Source organism: Sphingobium chlorophenolicum (genome assembly GCF_000722875.1).
Lineage (GTDB): Bacteria > Pseudomonadota > Alphaproteobacteria > Sphingomonadales > Sphingomonadaceae > Sphingobium > Sphingobium chlorophenolicum.
On sequence record NZ_JFHR01000016.1, the window covers coordinates 1 to 14558 of the forward strand.

A 14558-nucleotide genomic window follows, 5' to 3' on the forward strand; every position below is an offset into this window, starting at 1 on the left:
GCCGAACGGCCTCGGTCCCCAACTTTACCGGGAAGCACGGGGCGAACCCGCTCCCACTGCTCGTCGCTTAATCCGTGTCGATCCAAGATGGCGCTCCCTTCGCCAGTCTTGAATCCGATCCGCGCGGAAAAAGGAATCCCTTAAATGTCCACACGCCTTAGGCCAATGCAGGACAGGAGCACGCGGCCACTCCACGAAGCTCCTTGCAAGCTTGTCGAGAGTTTCGTCGATCTGGTCTTGTGAAAGGTGAACAGGCTGGGCCGATTCCGGCCGGGTTGCTGTAACCATCGTGCTTCCCTCCAGATGTGTTCCCGTCTGCCGTGCCGCCTGACGATCCAGCGGCACAGGGCTACCTTGCACCGCTTAATCCGGCATCGCTTTCAAAGCGTCGCGCCCTTCACCGCTGAAACCCTGCTACTTCATTTCGATTTACGCTTTGGCGGCCCCGCATAGGGTTGCTCTGCGGGTTCGATTCCCGAGACCCGGGCGCTATAACGCCACGACGTTAAGCGGGTTCCGGCATAATCCGGAAACAACCAGGTTTTGCGCAAACGACAGCGAGACTTACGCAACTGGCATAAAGATCAGTAATTTTAACGTCTTAGTTGACCCATATCGACGCCGGCATGATCAGATTCATTGCACCCGTCCAAGACAGCAGAATTGACAAAGGGCAAAACGGCCGTATAAAAGACTCATTAGTCGAAATACCGACACATTATTCAATTAATGTCCTTTGAGGCGCATCGGCGTCGGGCTTCTGCATCGGTGCGCGCGCGCTTTGAGCGGATGCCGCCCTACAATGCACGTCGGATTCCGCCTGAGAAAAGGCGAACATGCCAGCCTCAGCGGATTTGCGGGCGGAACCCATCATCACAGCGGGATGGCCCCATCCCGCCGTTAAACTACCAACCAGGAGAGGCAAGAATGACGACTACAAGCACTGACAGCCCCAATGTTAAGCTGGCGAAGGAATATTTCGTTCGTGCTGATGCGCAAAGGCCGGATCTTCTTGAGCTCTTCCACCCGGAATTTGAAATGTATTTCCCGAAGCTCGGATTCGCCCACGGACCGGGCGCCTTCATGGAGATGGCGTCAGGCTTCGCGGGTGAGATGGCCTCGATCAACCATGACTTTGAAAATTATCTTTTTATCGAGAATGGCTCCCACGTTGTCGCCGAAGGCACATCGAGCGGCGCAATGACCGACGGCAGGACCTGGAAGGCCGGCGAGACACCGGGAGGCCGCTTCTGCAACGTCTTCCAGATCAAGGATGGCCTCATCAAGAGCGTGCACGTCTATCTCGATCCGGACTATGTCGGCGACGATGAGGCGCGTTTCCGGTGGGGCCGCGAGGGCCGCAGCTGGTAGTTTTCGAAGCAGATGGCATTATCTGCCTATTTAGAAAACGCGAAAAAATACGGCATCTTCCGATCACCATGATCGGAAGATGTTTCAGCGCCAGGATGCACGCAGGTCGCAAATCCATCCTGACGTTCGCACGAACTGACAGGCTCTATGGCAATATAGCTGGCCCGCAGCTTTCGCGATACGCCAACAGCGCCTCCTCAATCGAGTGGGGCAGCGGCACGCTTCGGAAACTGCTATCGACCAGAATGGGCGACAATCGACCGACAAAGCGCGATTCTTCGGATGGAGACCGGGCAATGATCACAAGATCGAAGGTGCGGTTGCGGACGGCCTCCACATAGACGGTCATATCGAACAGGTCGTCGGGGCGAAGTGTGTTATGGAATTCCAGCGAAAGCGCCTTCATCGGCGTCGCCAGATGCGTACCATCCTTCGCAATCATCTTGTCGGACAATAAAATTCGCGTGAACCAGGAATAAGCCGCCGCCAGATAGTCCGCAAACCGGGGTGTATAGACGACCTGGGCGGGATCACACTCCCCCCATCGCACCCGACGCCGGACGGTGACGGGGGCCCTGCATATAAGCCGCTCGTCAATAAATTGATCAAGCGATGCTGAAGAATCCGGAACCCCGCTCATTCGATTTTTTCCTTGCCTGACCCCGCCGACGGCGGCAATCAACCGATCAAAGGCCAGGTGTTCATAAGCCAACCGCCAGCCTCCCTCACCTTTAGCAGACTATTGCGCCCGGGTGAGGAGGAGACTGACGCCCGACGGCAGCTACAGCACTTCGAACAGACCGGCAGCGCCCATTCCGCCGCCGACGCACATGGTGACGACGACATGGCGCGCGCCGCGCCTTTTGCCCTCGATCAACGCATGGCCGACCATGCGAGAGCCCGACATTCCATAAGGATGCCCGATGGAGATCGCGCCGCCGTTCACATTCAGGAGTTCGTCGGGGATGCCGAGCCTGTCGCGACAGTAGAGCACCTGCACGGCAAACGCCTCATTAAGCTCCCAAAGCCCGATATCGTCCATCTTTAGGTTGAATCGCTGAAGCAGCCGAGGCACGGCGAACACCGGACCGATGCCCATCTCATCGGGCTTGGTGCCCGCGACCGCCATCCCGATATAACGACCAAGCGGCTGCAGGCCCCGCTTTTCGGCGAGCGCAGCTTCCATGACCACGCAGGCCGAAGCGCCATCGGACAGCTGGCTGGCGTTACCCGCAGTGATGACCCCATCGTTGCGCACCGGCTTGAGCCCGGAAAGCCCTTCAAGGCTTGTGTCGGCGCGATTTCCTTCGTCCTTTGAGAGGGTAATCTCGCGCTCGGAGACAGCGCCCGTCTCCTTGTCCTTGACCAGCATTCGCGCGGTGAACGGCACGACTTCCTGATCGAAGCGACCCGCCACCTGTGCCGCGGCAGTACGCTGCTGCGACTGCAGCGCATAGGCATCCTGCCGGTCCCGGCCGATGCCGTAGCGGCTGGCGACGATCTCTGCCGTGTCAAGCATCGGCATGTACACATCCGGCGCAATGTCGAGCAAAGCGGGATCTTCGTCGACCCGCAATTCCTTTGTCTGCACCAGCGAAATGGACTCGACGCCGCCTGCGACAATCACATCCATGCGGTCGGTGACGACCTGCTTGGCGGCCGTGGCGATCGCCACCAGCCCGGACCCGCATTGGCGGTCGATCGTGACGCCGGCCACTGACACCGGCAGTCCCGCGCGCAAAGCCGCCGTCCGACCGATTGTCTGCTGGAAACCCTGCGGCAGGGCGCTGCCCAGAATGCAGTCCTCGATCTCGCCAGGGTCAACGCCGGCGCGTTCCACCGCAGCCGTGATCGCGGCGGCGGCCAGCGACGGCGAGGGTAGATTATTGAACGCCCCCCGATAGGCGCGCCCGATGGCGGTACGAGCCGTCGATACGATTACAGCATCGCGCATCCGAGATATCTCCTCACAATTCGACGTTAAAGCGGCCGCAAGCGATTGCGGACGCGAGTTGGTTTGGAACATCGCAAGACCCCGCCCACCGGGCGGGACCATGACCTTAATCGACGGGAATCAGAAATTATATCCGACGGTGACGCCGTAGGTTGCCGGCTCTCCTGTGAAGCGGATGATCGTGTCCAACGTGCGCGTAATTGCAGGTGTATAATATTTATTGGTGATATTGCGTCCCCAAGCGCTCAGGTTCCACTTGTCGTCGGCGGACTTGAGCCCAAGCCGCACGTTGAACAGCGTATAGGGTCGAAGCGAGAACGCCGGGTCATTGTAGGTCACCGATGCGGAAGGAGCGATGTCTACCGGCCGGTTCACGTCGGCAGGAGTGAGCGTGCTCTTCGTCCGGCTCTGATATGTCGTGGAGCCGCCGATGAACGCATTGAGGTTCCCGGATACCGCAAAATCATACTGGGCATCTATGGATGCTGAGTATTTGGGTGTGAACGGAAACTGGCTTCCAGTGATCGGGATGAGCGCATCGTCATTATGCGCGCGGGCCGGATAAGTCGCATAATCTGTTCCATCCGGGTTTTTGAGGATGCGGGAATTGATATAAGTCCCCGTTGCATTGATGGTCAGTCCTGAAATCGGCCGCCAGAAAGTCTGAAGTTCAAGTCCCCAGATCCTGGAGCGGGGAATGTTCAGCAACTGCTCAAGCTGCCCGAAGATTGTCACGACGCGGCCGCGGATTTGCTTGTCGCGATAGTCGTAATAGAAGCCCGCGCCGTTGATTTGCAGCGTGCGATTGGCAAGCGACGCCTTGAAGCCAGCCTCATATGCAGTCAGCTTTTCCTGCGTGACCGGCAGAAGCTGGCTCGACAGGTTCGCGCCGGTGCGCGGGAAGCTGCCTGCCTTGAAGCCGCGACTTACATTCGCATAAAGCATGGTGTCGTCGCCAAACGGCTTCCAGTTGGCGCCAAAGCGCCACGACACGTTGTTCTCCTTGAGCGTGTTGACATATTCTCCGCTCGTGTAGAGTTCGCTGGGCGGAGTTTCCGGAGTATTCAGCAATGTCGCACATTCGCCGGGCGCAGTCGTCGGCGTGATGCCCAGCGCAAACTGTTGGATCGCGCCGAAGAGGGATGCGATATCGCCCTTGCCGCTATCCGCCGTGCACCCGCGAAACCGTATCCGGTTATCAGTATAGCGCACCCCGCCATAGATCGTCAGGGCGGGAGTCAGTTCGAACTCTGCGTTGGCGAACGCGGCGATGGATCTAGTCCTGGTAAAAGCCTGATTGATGTCGTCGGTGAAAGTACCGAAGCCGGGGATAAGGAACCCGCCACCATCGACATTGAGCAGCGCAAATTCTATATCGTCCACGCTGCTCCGCTGGTAATTTCCTCCAAAGGACCAGTTCAGCCTTTTGTCGATCGCGGTGCCCGACAAACGAAGCTCCTGCGAGAAATCGTCTATATTTCCATAAAGATGGTTGAGCAGATCGAGCGCGGCAGTACCGTCGCCATCGTTGAGACTGTCCCGACGCAGATGCGAATAGGCGCTGATCGACGTAAGGGTCACGTCCGGCGTGATATCGAGTTCCGCACGCAGCGACGTCTGAATGAAGTCATCGTCGCGACGCAATCTCGCGCCCTCATCCCAGTCGGCGATGCGAGGATTCTTGTAGAGGCCCTTCTGCAAATTGGTCGAAATATCCAAGAGGGGACCGACCGGCTGGCCGTTGACGCGCTCGACATCGTCGACTGACTGCGCAGCCGGCGTATCCGATTTGTCGATCCAACCGTGCACCATCAGGCTCAGGCGCAAGGTTTCAGCTGGTTCCGCCTCTACAATGAGGCGCCCGCGGGTAAACCGTTGATCGCCAAGACGATCGGACGGCCGTGTCGCACTCTTCTGCCATGCGCCGCCTTGCGTCGTGGCCAGCGCCAGACGCGCCGTCACACCCTCGGCGATCGGGCCGCTAATGAAGGCGTCGCCATCGAACCTGCCGAACCGCGCGTAGGAAGCGTTTACGCCCGCCTTGAAATCGCTGGTTGGCTTGGCGGCGATATAATTCACCAGACCGCCCGTCGAGTTCTGACCGAAAACCGTGCCCTGCGGTCCTTTCAGCACTTCGACCCGCTCAAGGTCCATCGGCGCGCCACGCGCCATGATCGGGTAAACCAGTGGCACCTGATCGACATACATGCTGACCGTCGTCGTAGCCGCAAGGCTGCTGTCGTAAAAGCCGACGCCGCGCAAGGTGTAGCTCGGCGAGTCGAACTGGGTCCTGGTGACAGTAAGGCTCGGCACAACGCCGGCGAGATCTTCCGGCCGCGTGACGCCACGATTCGCGATTTCGTCCGCACCGATCGCGCTGATCGACAGCCCGACGTCATTGAGGTTCTGCGCACGCTTCTGCGCGGTCACGACGATATCCGCTACACCGCCGCGCCCCGCCGCCGCAGACTCCTGCGTGTCGGCCGGTGCGCCGACGGAATTGTCACGGCTGCTCTGAGCACTCGCCACCGCCATCGTCGCCGGCAACGCCAAGGCAATCACGCCCACGCCCGCGACCAGCCGTGCCTTCGAAATACCTGCAAGATGGCGCCCCATCACTCTCTCCCTTGACCACCCACGCTTTTTTCCGCGTCGGGGATTTTCGCTCAAATGCTGCGGCAAACCGCCTGTCCTCATGGCCCGCCAGCGCAGCTGACGAAGAGGCGTGAACAGCTCGCCCAACAATCATTGTTGTAAAGATTTTTACTGATATGTCAATAAACCGTATGCAGCGTCAATTGGGTACCCTGTATCACCTGGCGACGGGGCTCGCCTTAATTCGGGCTGGAGGGCCGACGGCCGCATGTTTCGCTGCGGCGGCGGAATGGATATCGCACCTGGCCCGGGCTCAGCCTCGGTTGGCCTGCCGCGCCGCCTCGAAATTTTCTTCTGTGAATATCTTTGAGCTCAGTTCCGACAGCGCGGGATCATGCACGTCCAGGATGCCGGAATTGCCATCAACCCATTGAAAATCATGCTTATACCGGTCGATCAGCCAATCCGGATCGCGCCGGATGAGGTGGAAATCATACCATCCATATTGTGTATTGTGAGACACGCCGATATCTGTGGCCGCCCAGTGCCGCGCCGTCATGTAAACCACGGCGTGGGCCCGATCGCCGTCAAATGTAATATTGAAATTGGTATAAGTATGATGACGCCTCACCGGCGAGAGGGCGCGTTCCACCATTTCGACCCACAGATCCGCGTCGATACGCACTTCGTCCTGTCCCAGGAGGCGCTTGAAATCGACGCCTATCCGATCAGTGAAGCATGACCGCCATCCCTGCCAATCGCCAAGGTCGAGGCTGCGGCCAAAATGCAGAAGGCGTTTCGTGACGACCCGCTCATCCCAGAGCATGCTGAGTTTGTCTTCACCAGTCATGTCCTTCCCCCATTGTACGCGACGCGCAGCGCGCAAGCGGGCGATCCGCCGACCTTGTCGACACGCACCGCTGGAACAGGCCGTTGTTCATCGACAGTTTCTTATCGAAATACGGGCGTTGCGCCCGAAACCTGCCGACCCCCACCCGTTTTGATCAGCCGGCCGTGGAGATCGGCGATATGGCGCTGACCGATTGCCAGCGCCGCATCCGACGTGTGGACCGAATGGGACCCCAGATGGAGTTCATGATCGTGCGGCCGGGCAGAACCGATAACGAAAACTGCCGGCCCTTCCCCATGCGCCACGATAGTGACAGGCTGCGGTCCAGCCGCCAGCGCCGCCAGTTCCCCCTCCTCAATGACCTCGGGAATGGAAACCGAGCCTCTGCTCATGGCGATAAAGCCAACCTCCTGGCCGTCGGGCGGCACGAACTCCCAACTATCTCCCGGTTTTAGCGTCACCAGAAGGTAGGTTATGCCCTCAGGCGAGCGCACCGGGCTGCGCGATCCGGCATATTGCCCCAATATGATGGTGGCTGGGTGCACCGTTGGGATGTCCTGCGCCTCGATATACTGGCTTTCCGCAGCGGCGGTTTCCAGTTCAGGCGGCAGCGCGACCCAGAGCTGGAAACCCCGAACCGCATCGGATGCGCCGGCGGACATCTCCTGGCCGTGCCAGACGCCCCTCCCCGCCCTCATCCACTCCACGCCACCATATTCAATGGTACCGGAGCCCGAATCAACGTCATCGAAGCGGAGATCGCCTTCGGTGAGGATAGTTACTGTTGCAATCCCGCTGTGCGGATGGATCGGCATCGTGCCGACCGCCCTTGCACTGAACGCGAATAGGTCCAGGAAAACGAATGGCTTCAGGATCTGGCCGAAGTCCGAAGGACTCATCAGGCGGGTTATGCCGCCATGACCAGACCCGCGCGTCCGGGCGACAACGGTTTTCTGCTGGTGTTGCTGCTCGTACATCATGTCGACCACCTTCCTGCCCTTGGCATCGCTCCATGCGCCGGTAATAAGAATGGTCCGTACGGAATGGGCCAGGCACATCTGTCCGCAGGACGGCGTGCAGAAAACGGACGAAGCAGTTCAGCCGACCTCATCATTCTCGATACGCAACGTGTCGCGGCCATATTCCGCAATGCGCCCCTCAATGCCCCCACTAAGGCAGGTATACCAGACCGCTGGCTTGAATCCGCACGCCCGCCGATCCAGCAGCAGATCCAGTTCACTGGAGATGGTAATGTAGCCCTTGCGGCAGTCGCTGACGCTTACCCCTTCCTGGCTGCGCGCATAGCACACCAGACCGGAAAATTCGGGCACGTCTATGACATATAATTTCGGCATGTCAGTTCCCTCTGATCAGCCTGCGAACTGCCAGGGCCGGTGCGTGCAGTGCGCTCCTGCCACATGATACACGGCTGCGCCATCGGGCCTGGCCGACCTCAAGATATCTTGTACATACCGCCATCGACCACGACGGCTTGCCCCGTCATGAAGGCGGCATCGTCACTTGTGAGGAACACGACCGGTCCGGCAATATCCTCTGGATCGGCAAAACGCTTGATCGCCTGCTGCATCCATACTTCGCGCTTGAACTCGTCGGGCACGACAGCCGTAGCGGGGGTATTGGTGATGGACGGAAGCACCGCGTTTACGGTTATGCCGTCCCCGCCGAGGTCGTTTGCAAGCCCCCGGACGAAGCCGATCACACCCATCTTGCTGGCCATATAGTGGCTCAACCCCTGCTGCGGCACACCGATCGAGTTTGAGGAGATGTTGACGAAACGGCCCCACTTATTCTGTCGCATCAGCGGGATGAAGTGCTTCGCGCTGAGAAAATGAGATTCGAGATTTATTTTGAAAACCGTGCGCCAATCATCAATCGTCATCTCATCAATATGCACAAGAGGCAGGATTCCCGCGTTATTGACCACGATGTCGCCCCGGCCGAAATTATCGACGGCCGCCTTCGCGATCTTCCCCCAGTCTTCGTCGGACGACACGTCAGCAACTACCGAAACGCAGTCGCCCCCGATCAGCTCCGCGGTCTCCGCAGGCTCAACCCGGTCGACAAGCACGAGCGACGCGCCGCGCTCCCCCAGCAATCGCGCGATCGCGCGGCCAATGCCGCGTCCCGCCCCAGTGACGACCGCCACGCGTCCAGCGTGAGTATTAGACATGCCCTCTCTCCTTTGACTTACAGGTTTGATAAACGTCATATGAGTAAGGTCAAGAGCATTTTCCCACTGCATCACCCTTTTCTCGGACGATCCAGGCATGACGAGTCACCGGGGAGGGCGTCGCCCACCCACTCGCCGCTTTAACGAAGTAGTTTGAGGATCAGCGGCGCAAACCGTAAGTGTCGCGCACAGAGTCCACCGCGAGCTGATAGAGCTTCCCACAGTCCTCGGCGTTCCCAAGCAACTTGCGAAGTTCAAGACTGACCACTCCGTGCATGGCCGCCCATAACCGCAGACTGACCTTACGGGCCTCAGCCGCCCCTTCCGGAGGAAGGCAAAGCCCTACAGTATCGCGGAGATTCTCGAAACTCCGCCAGGCTTGACGCCGACTTTCGACAGGAGCTTGCCATGCCCGGCCCAGATCTCCGAACATGACATTATATAATGAGGGCTCCTTGATGGCGAAGGAGCGACAGGCAACGATCATCTTCTCAAGACGACAATACTAATCGCTCTCGTCGCATTGATCCTCGAAGGCGCGCATCAAGCCGGCAAAACTGTGCAGATAGAGGGCGTCGAACAATCCGTCCTTGCCGCCGAAATGCGTGTAGATCATCTTCGTCGACGCATTGACTGCATCCGCCACGCGGCGGACGGTCAGCGCCGACGGCCCCTCTTCGCTTAACAGCACCGCTGCCGCGCCGAGAAGGACGGCGCGCATGTCCGTTTCCATCGCCGCGCGCACCGCTCGAACGTCGCCCAGGCGCCCGCCATTTGGAGCCAGCGTCATGCCAAGGCCGGCTCCGGATCAACAGCGCCAAGCAGTCCTCCCAGACGATGCCGGATCAATGCTTCCGCATCGGACATGATGCGGCCTATCAGCTCGGCGACCGTGGGAATATCGTGAATCAGGCCAACGGACATGCCGCAACTCCATGCGCCCGCATCCATGTCACCATCAACCATCACCTTGGGATATACACCGGCCACCAAATCATGAATATCGTCGATCGTCAAACTGTCACCCTTCTCCCGCTCGATCTCTACCAGGCGCGTGACATTGGAATTATTGAGCACGCGCTCCGTGTTACGCAGCTGCCGCATGATCAGCCGGGTATCGGTCTCTTGGCTTCCAGAAGCGCATTTTTCACATTCTCATGTACGGGAGCCTCTTGCGTCGCAAGAAAACGCGTTCCCATATTGATGCCGTCCGCCCCCAGCGAGAGCGACGCAACGAGACTACGGGCGTCGGCCATTCCGCCCGAAGCTAGAAACGGAATGGTCAGCTGATCGGCTGCCGTCGGAAGCAGGATCATGTTCGGAATATCGTCTTCGCCGGGATGACCGCCACATTCGAAGCCATCGACACTGACAGCATCGCAACCGATCGCTTCAGCCTTCAACGCATGGCGTACAGAGGTGCATTGTGGATCACCTTGATGCCGGCGGCCTGGAGCATAGGCATATATGCCTCAGGATTTCGTCCCGGTCTCCACGATCCGCACGCCGCCTTCGGCGATCGCCTGAATATATTCAGGATAGGCGGCTTGCTAAAAGTGGGCAGGAAGGTCAGGTTCACGCCAAAAGGCTTATCAGTCATTTCCCGACAGCGCGCAATTTCCCGCGCAAGAAGTTCGGGTGTCCGTTGGGTCAGCCCGGTAATAACGCCCAACCCGCCCGCATTGGAAACGGCTGACGCGAGTTCCGCCAATCCGACGAAATGCATGCCTCCCTGCATGATCGGATGTTCAATACCAAACAGTTAGTGATCCGCGTCTGCATGATGCTTCCTCCTGATGGAAACAATGTTCCCTTGGACTACATTGTTTCGCAAGGTCAAATTGCAGGGGACGCGGTCCTCCGGCAGCACGATCCAACGCTGGCATGAGCATCGGCCCACCCATCCGCCCAGCCGGACCGAGCCTCATCGCACGGCCGGAACTGGCCTTCAGATCTTGACGAGATGACTGGCGGCGAGCGGACCGAACGGCAGTGAGGCGAGGGGCCCGCCGACGTCGAGTGCGCCCAGGTCTATCGGGTAGAATCCCAGTGTTTCGACAAGCGCCCGCACCTGCGCCTTCGCATCCGCATCGTCACCGGAATAGAATAGCACTGTCTGCCCCCCTACGGGGCTTGCCGGCGCCAGCGTGCGCGCATCGAGGTGATTGAACAGCTTGACGACCCGCGCGCCAGGAACATGCTCGCTGAACACCGCACTGGAGTGGCGACCGCCCAGATCTATCGGCTTGATGCCGTAAGCGGCCAATGGATTGGTCGGATCCTCCGGGGACCCCGGTTCGAGGAACGTGACGGGATTAGTTGTATCAATGACGATCCGTCCGCTCCACGCCGGCAGGCCCCCGATCACGCGCCCCACATCCTCCCAGCGGACGGCGACCACCACGATGTCGGCTTGGGCAGCCTCTTCGGTCGTGCCCGCCTTTATGCTTTGCCCAAGCTCTTCGACCAACCCGGCCAAGCTGTCAGGGCCACGGCTGTTCGAAATGACGGCCGCTACGCCTGCAGCCGCGAAGACCCGGGCGACGCCCGTTCCGAGCGCGCCGGCGCCAATGATTCCGATTGTCATTACCTTATCCTCCATTGCGATGGTTCGTGGGGCCGCCAGGGCCTTAAATAAAAATGTATGTGCTGCTGTCACAGTTACATTATTGGATAAATCAGGACGGCAGGGTGAGCGGCATCTCAAAATTCCCGACACTCGCCACTTCCTGCGCAACGTCGGCAAGACTGACGCCCGCCAACTCCTGTTCAAGTGCTTGGCGCGCCCGCTCGAAATGCGGTTTCAACACTTGCTGAATGCTGCCGCCCACCGGGCATGTCGGGCAAGGCGTGGTGCGATGCATTGGAAAAATTTCGGCATCTTCCACGGCCAGATATATATCGAGCAACTGGATGCGTTCCGCGGGCCTTGCCAACAAAGCCCCGCCCCCTGCGCCTAACTGGGATCGGGTGAGGCCAGCATCGTTCAGGCGAGCAAGAATGCTCCGGATTACGACCGCGCTCGTACTGGCGGAATAGGACAGGTCTTCCGACCGCACCGGCTGTCCATCGCCGACCGCCAGGACGGCAAGCGCATGAACGGCTACAGCGAAACGGGTACTGGCGGGCATAGCGAAAATCCAAAGTGTGTTACCGCTTCTATTTCATTTAATGCACCGCGTCAAGCAGAGCCCTGCGCAAAGACGCGCTTACCATGCGACGCGATGTCGCGGACGGAACAAATATTGCCGGGCCTAAAAATCGTCAAAAAGGATAAGATATTTGTCTCCGGTCCTTTTCTGGGTCAAACCGGCGAGCACATTGGGTTCCAGCAAATCGGTCAAACGAATGCATCGCGCGAATTGGGTTGCAAATGTGGAATCATATTCGCTCGCGATCCGAGAAAGCAGACGCAATCTGACATCATCGCTGACGCGTTTGAGGAAATTCGTCACCAGAAACGCGCTGACCGACCAGGCGTAACCATAGCTCCGATCAAGGCCGGTCTCGCCCAGGTCGAGCGATCCATAGATATATATCTGCTTGACCACATCGCTGCCATAGAGACTGTAGGAAGAACTGAAGCGGAGTTCCGATGCCTCCATCGCCTGCAGCAATATGTTCGTCATCCGACCGCCTCCAATCGCATCGAATGCGATTGTGGCTCTGGTTTCGGCGACCGCCGTTCGGAGCTGCGCGTGGAAGTCCGGCGCATTGCCGTCGACGACATATTGCGCGCCCAGATTTTTCAGCATCGCAACCTGCTGTTCCCCGCGCACGATATTCACCAGGTCGACGCCGTCCGCCTTACAAATCTTGATCAGCATCTGACCCAGGCTCGATGCTGCGGCGGTATGGATGATGGCGCCATGCCCCTCCATCCGCATCGTTTCGACCATGGCCAGCGCCGTCATCGGATTGACGAACAGCGACGCCCGCTTTTCCGCAGCTATATGGGCAGGCAGGATCAGGCATTCCTTAGCAGCAATCGTGCGGTAGCGCGCATACATGCCGCCACCGAACAGGGAAACCTGTCGACCGATCATGTCGGCCACATCGGGCGCAGCGTCAACGACGGTTCCCGTGCCCTCATTGCCGACCGGCAGGGGAATGCCGATGCGGCCGGCGAAGGGACGCACCTTCCGATCGAGCAATTCTGCCCGCATGCGTGACCCGACGCCCGCGCCGGTCCGATTTGCCGTCGACAGATCGGCCGAGGCAAGCATAAGCCCCATATCGGACGGGTTGACCGGGGCGGCCTCCATTCGGACACGCACCTCGCCTGATTTCAGGACGGGTAACGGCCTTTCATCCAGCCACAGGTCCAGCATGCCGTCAGCGCTGATCTCCGAGCGCAGGACCAGATTAGTGTCTTTGAAGCTCATGACGCCTCCAGTAGAAGTAGCATAGTCAGATAACCTCGAAGAGGCCTGCTGCCCCCATGCCGCCGCCGACGCACATGGTGATGACGACATGGCGGGCCCCACGGCGCTTTCCTTCGATCAGCGCATGGGCGACCATACGCGCGCCGGACATGCCATAGGGATGGCCGATCGAAATCGCGCCGCCGTTGACGTTGAGCAGCTCGTCCGGAATGCCGAGTTGGTCGCGGCAATACAGAAGCTGCACCGCGAACGCCTCGTTCAGCTCCCACAGGCCGATATCCGTCATTTTCAGACCAAACCGATCCAGCAATTTTGGCACGGCGAAAACCGGTCCTATGCCCATTTCATCCGGCTTCGTCCCTGCGACGGCCATGCCGACATAACGTCCCAGCGGTTCCAGACCGCGCCGTTCCGCCATAGCCGCATCCATCACCACGACGGCCGCCGCGCCGTCCGAAAGCTGGCTGGCATTGCCTGCGGTGACGACGCCGCCCTCGACCACAGGACGCAGCAAGGACAGTCCCTCCGCAGTCGTTTCGGGACGGTTGCCTTCATCCTGTTCGATCCGGACGAACCGGCGCGACGTCTGTCCGTTTGCCTTATCCAGAACCGCCATTTCGGTCTCGACCGCCACGATCTCGCGATCGAAACGGCCCTCGCGCTGCGCCTTGGCCGTGCGTTGCTGAGACTGGAGGGCGTAGGCGTCCTGAACGTCCCGCGCGATATTGTAGCGGCGCGCCACGGTCTCCGCCGTGTGAAGCATCGGCATGTACATGTCCGGCACGATGGCTTCCAGTTCCGGGTCAACCGTGATCCGCAGCTCGTCGGTCTGCACCAGTGAGATCGATTCGACGCCGCCTGCGACGACCACGTCCATGCGATCGACGATGACCTGCTTGGCCGCGGTCGCGATGGCCATCAGTCCGGACGCGCATTGCCGGTCGAGCGACATGCCCGCTACGCTGGCCGGCAAACCGGCGCGAAGCGCGGCAGTCCTGCCGATCGTTGCCTGATGCCCTTGCTGAAGCGCCGCGCCCACGACCACGTCGTCCACCTCCGCCGGCTCGATACCCGCGCGCTCAACTGCCGCACGGATGGCATGCGCCGCCAGTGTGGGCGCCAGCGTGGCGTTGAAGCTTCCCTTATAGGCCCGGCCAATCGGCGTACGGGCCGTCGATACGATCACGGCGTCGCGCATGGTGCATTCCTCTC

At 59.6% G+C, this 14558-nt stretch carries 14 protein-coding genes and 1 pseudogene; 1 reads left to right on the top strand and 14 read right to left on the bottom strand.

Going from position 1 to position 14558, the window contains the following annotated elements; all coding sequences use genetic code 11:
- Positions 1–927: 927 nt before the first annotated feature.
- Positions 928–1371: a nuclear transport factor 2 family protein gene (locus tag BV95_RS23020; protein ID WP_162179731.1), complete on the top strand. Its 444-nt coding sequence runs from the start codon at positions 928–930 to the stop codon at positions 1369–1371.
- Between the two features lie 145 nt (positions 1372–1516).
- Here BV95_RS23020 and BV95_RS08665 read toward each other — a convergent pair whose 3' ends face one another.
- The 14 genes and pseudogenes from BV95_RS08665 to BV95_RS08725 form a co-directional block, all read right to left on the bottom strand.
- On the bottom strand, positions 1517–2083 hold the full coding sequence (locus BV95_RS08665; RefSeq protein ID WP_156028619.1) for an acyl-CoA thioesterase: 567 nt from the start codon (positions 2081–2083) through the stop codon (positions 1517–1519).
- Positions 2084–2152: 69 nt separating this feature from the next.
- Positions 2153–3325: an acetyl-CoA C-acyltransferase gene (locus BV95_RS08670; RefSeq protein WP_037450161.1), complete on the bottom strand. Its 1173-nt coding sequence runs from the start codon at positions 3323–3325 to the stop codon at positions 2153–2155.
- A gap of 120 nt (positions 3326–3445) precedes the next feature.
- Complete coding sequence (locus BV95_RS08675; protein ID WP_081873316.1) at positions 3446–6067, bottom strand: TonB-dependent receptor; 2622 nt, start codon at positions 6065–6067, stop codon at positions 3446–3448.
- Between the two features lie 166 nt (positions 6068–6233).
- Complete coding sequence (locus BV95_RS22680; RefSeq protein WP_051749663.1) at positions 6234–6770, bottom strand: nuclear transport factor 2 family protein; 537 nt, start codon at positions 6768–6770, stop codon at positions 6234–6236.
- Positions 6771–6871: 101 nt separating this feature from the next.
- A complete protein-coding gene (locus tag BV95_RS08685; RefSeq protein ID WP_202901552.1) occupies positions 6872–7828 on the bottom strand; it encodes a pirin family protein in 957 nt (318 codons plus the stop codon).
- 39 nt (positions 7829–7867) lie between these two features.
- Positions 7868–8125: a hypothetical protein gene (locus BV95_RS08690; RefSeq protein WP_037450164.1), complete on the bottom strand. Its 258-nt coding sequence runs from the start codon at positions 8123–8125 to the stop codon at positions 7868–7870.
- A 98-nt stretch (positions 8126–8223) separates the two neighbouring features.
- The gene (locus tag BV95_RS08695) at positions 8224–8961 is read right to left on the bottom strand and encodes an SDR family NAD(P)-dependent oxidoreductase (protein ID WP_037450167.1); all 738 of its coding nucleotides are present in this window, start codon (positions 8959–8961) and stop codon (positions 8224–8226) included.
- A 160-nt stretch (positions 8962–9121) separates the two neighbouring features.
- Complete coding sequence (locus BV95_RS24920; protein WP_156028620.1) at positions 9122–9448, bottom strand: TetR-like C-terminal domain-containing protein; 327 nt, start codon at positions 9446–9448, stop codon at positions 9122–9124.
- Positions 9449–9466: 18 nt separating this feature from the next.
- Positions 9467–9751 carry a TetR/AcrR family transcriptional regulator gene (locus BV95_RS23520; protein WP_156028621.1) on the bottom strand — a complete coding sequence of 95 codons (285 nt, stop codon included), beginning with the start codon at positions 9749–9751 and terminating at the stop codon, positions 9467–9469.
- Positions 9748–10743: pseudogene (locus tag BV95_RS08705) on the bottom strand (NAD(P)H-dependent flavin oxidoreductase). The gene BV95_RS23520 and the pseudogene BV95_RS08705 overlap by 4 nt, the downstream one beginning before the upstream one ends.
- 166 nt (positions 10744–10909) lie before the next feature.
- A complete protein-coding gene (locus BV95_RS08710; protein WP_037450170.1) occupies positions 10910–11548 on the bottom strand; it encodes an NADPH-dependent F420 reductase in 639 nt (212 codons plus the stop codon).
- 91 nt (positions 11549–11639) lie between these two features.
- On the bottom strand, positions 11640–12092 hold the full coding sequence (locus BV95_RS08715; RefSeq protein WP_037450172.1) for an Rrf2 family transcriptional regulator: 453 nt from the start codon (positions 12090–12092) through the stop codon (positions 11640–11642).
- A 123-nt stretch (positions 12093–12215) separates the two neighbouring features.
- Positions 12216–13448 (bottom strand): zinc-binding dehydrogenase, encoded by a 1233-nt coding sequence (locus BV95_RS08720; RefSeq protein WP_156028622.1) that lies wholly within the window; start codon positions 13446–13448, stop codon positions 12216–12218.
- Positions 13372–14544, bottom strand: coding sequence for an acetyl-CoA C-acyltransferase (locus tag BV95_RS08725; RefSeq protein WP_037450176.1), 1173 nt, complete (start codon positions 14542–14544; stop codon positions 13372–13374). Before BV95_RS08725 ends, BV95_RS08720 begins: the two co-directional genes overlap by 77 nt.
- Positions 14545–14558: the final 14 nt, after the last annotated feature.

Coding starts and splice junctions, on each gene's coding strand:
- BV95_RS23020 (WP_162179731.1), top strand. CDS start 928: ATGACGACTACAAGCACTGACAGCCCCAATGTTAAGCTGGCGAAGGAA.
- BV95_RS08670 (WP_037450161.1), bottom strand. CDS start 3,325: ATGCGCGATGCTGTAATCGTATCGACGGCTCGTACCGCCATCGGGCGC.
- BV95_RS22680 (WP_051749663.1), bottom strand. CDS start 6,770: ATGACTGGTGAAGACAAACTCAGCATGCTCTGGGATGAGCGGGTCGTC.
- BV95_RS08685 (WP_202901552.1), bottom strand. CDS start 7,828: ATGTGCCTGGCCCATTCCGTACGGACCATTCTTATTACCGGCGCATGG.
- BV95_RS08690 (WP_037450164.1), bottom strand. CDS start 8,125: ATGCCGAAATTATATGTCATAGACGTGCCCGAATTTTCCGGTCTGGTG.
- BV95_RS08695 (WP_037450167.1), bottom strand. CDS start 8,961: ATGTCTAATACTCACGCTGGACGCGTGGCGGTCGTCACTGGGGCGGGA.
- BV95_RS24920 (WP_156028620.1), bottom strand. CDS start 9,448: ATGATCGTTGCCTGTCGCTCCTTCGCCATCAAGGAGCCCTCATTATAT.
- BV95_RS23520 (WP_156028621.1), bottom strand. CDS start 9,751: ATGACGCTGGCTCCAAATGGCGGGCGCCTGGGCGACGTTCGAGCGGTG.
- BV95_RS08710 (WP_037450170.1), bottom strand. CDS start 11,548: ATGACAATCGGAATCATTGGCGCCGGCGCGCTCGGAACGGGCGTCGCC.
- BV95_RS08715 (WP_037450172.1), bottom strand. CDS start 12,092: ATGCCCGCCAGTACCCGTTTCGCTGTAGCCGTTCATGCGCTTGCCGTC.
- BV95_RS08725 (WP_037450176.1), bottom strand. CDS start 14,544: ATGCGCGACGCCGTGATCGTATCGACGGCCCGTACGCCGATTGGCCGG.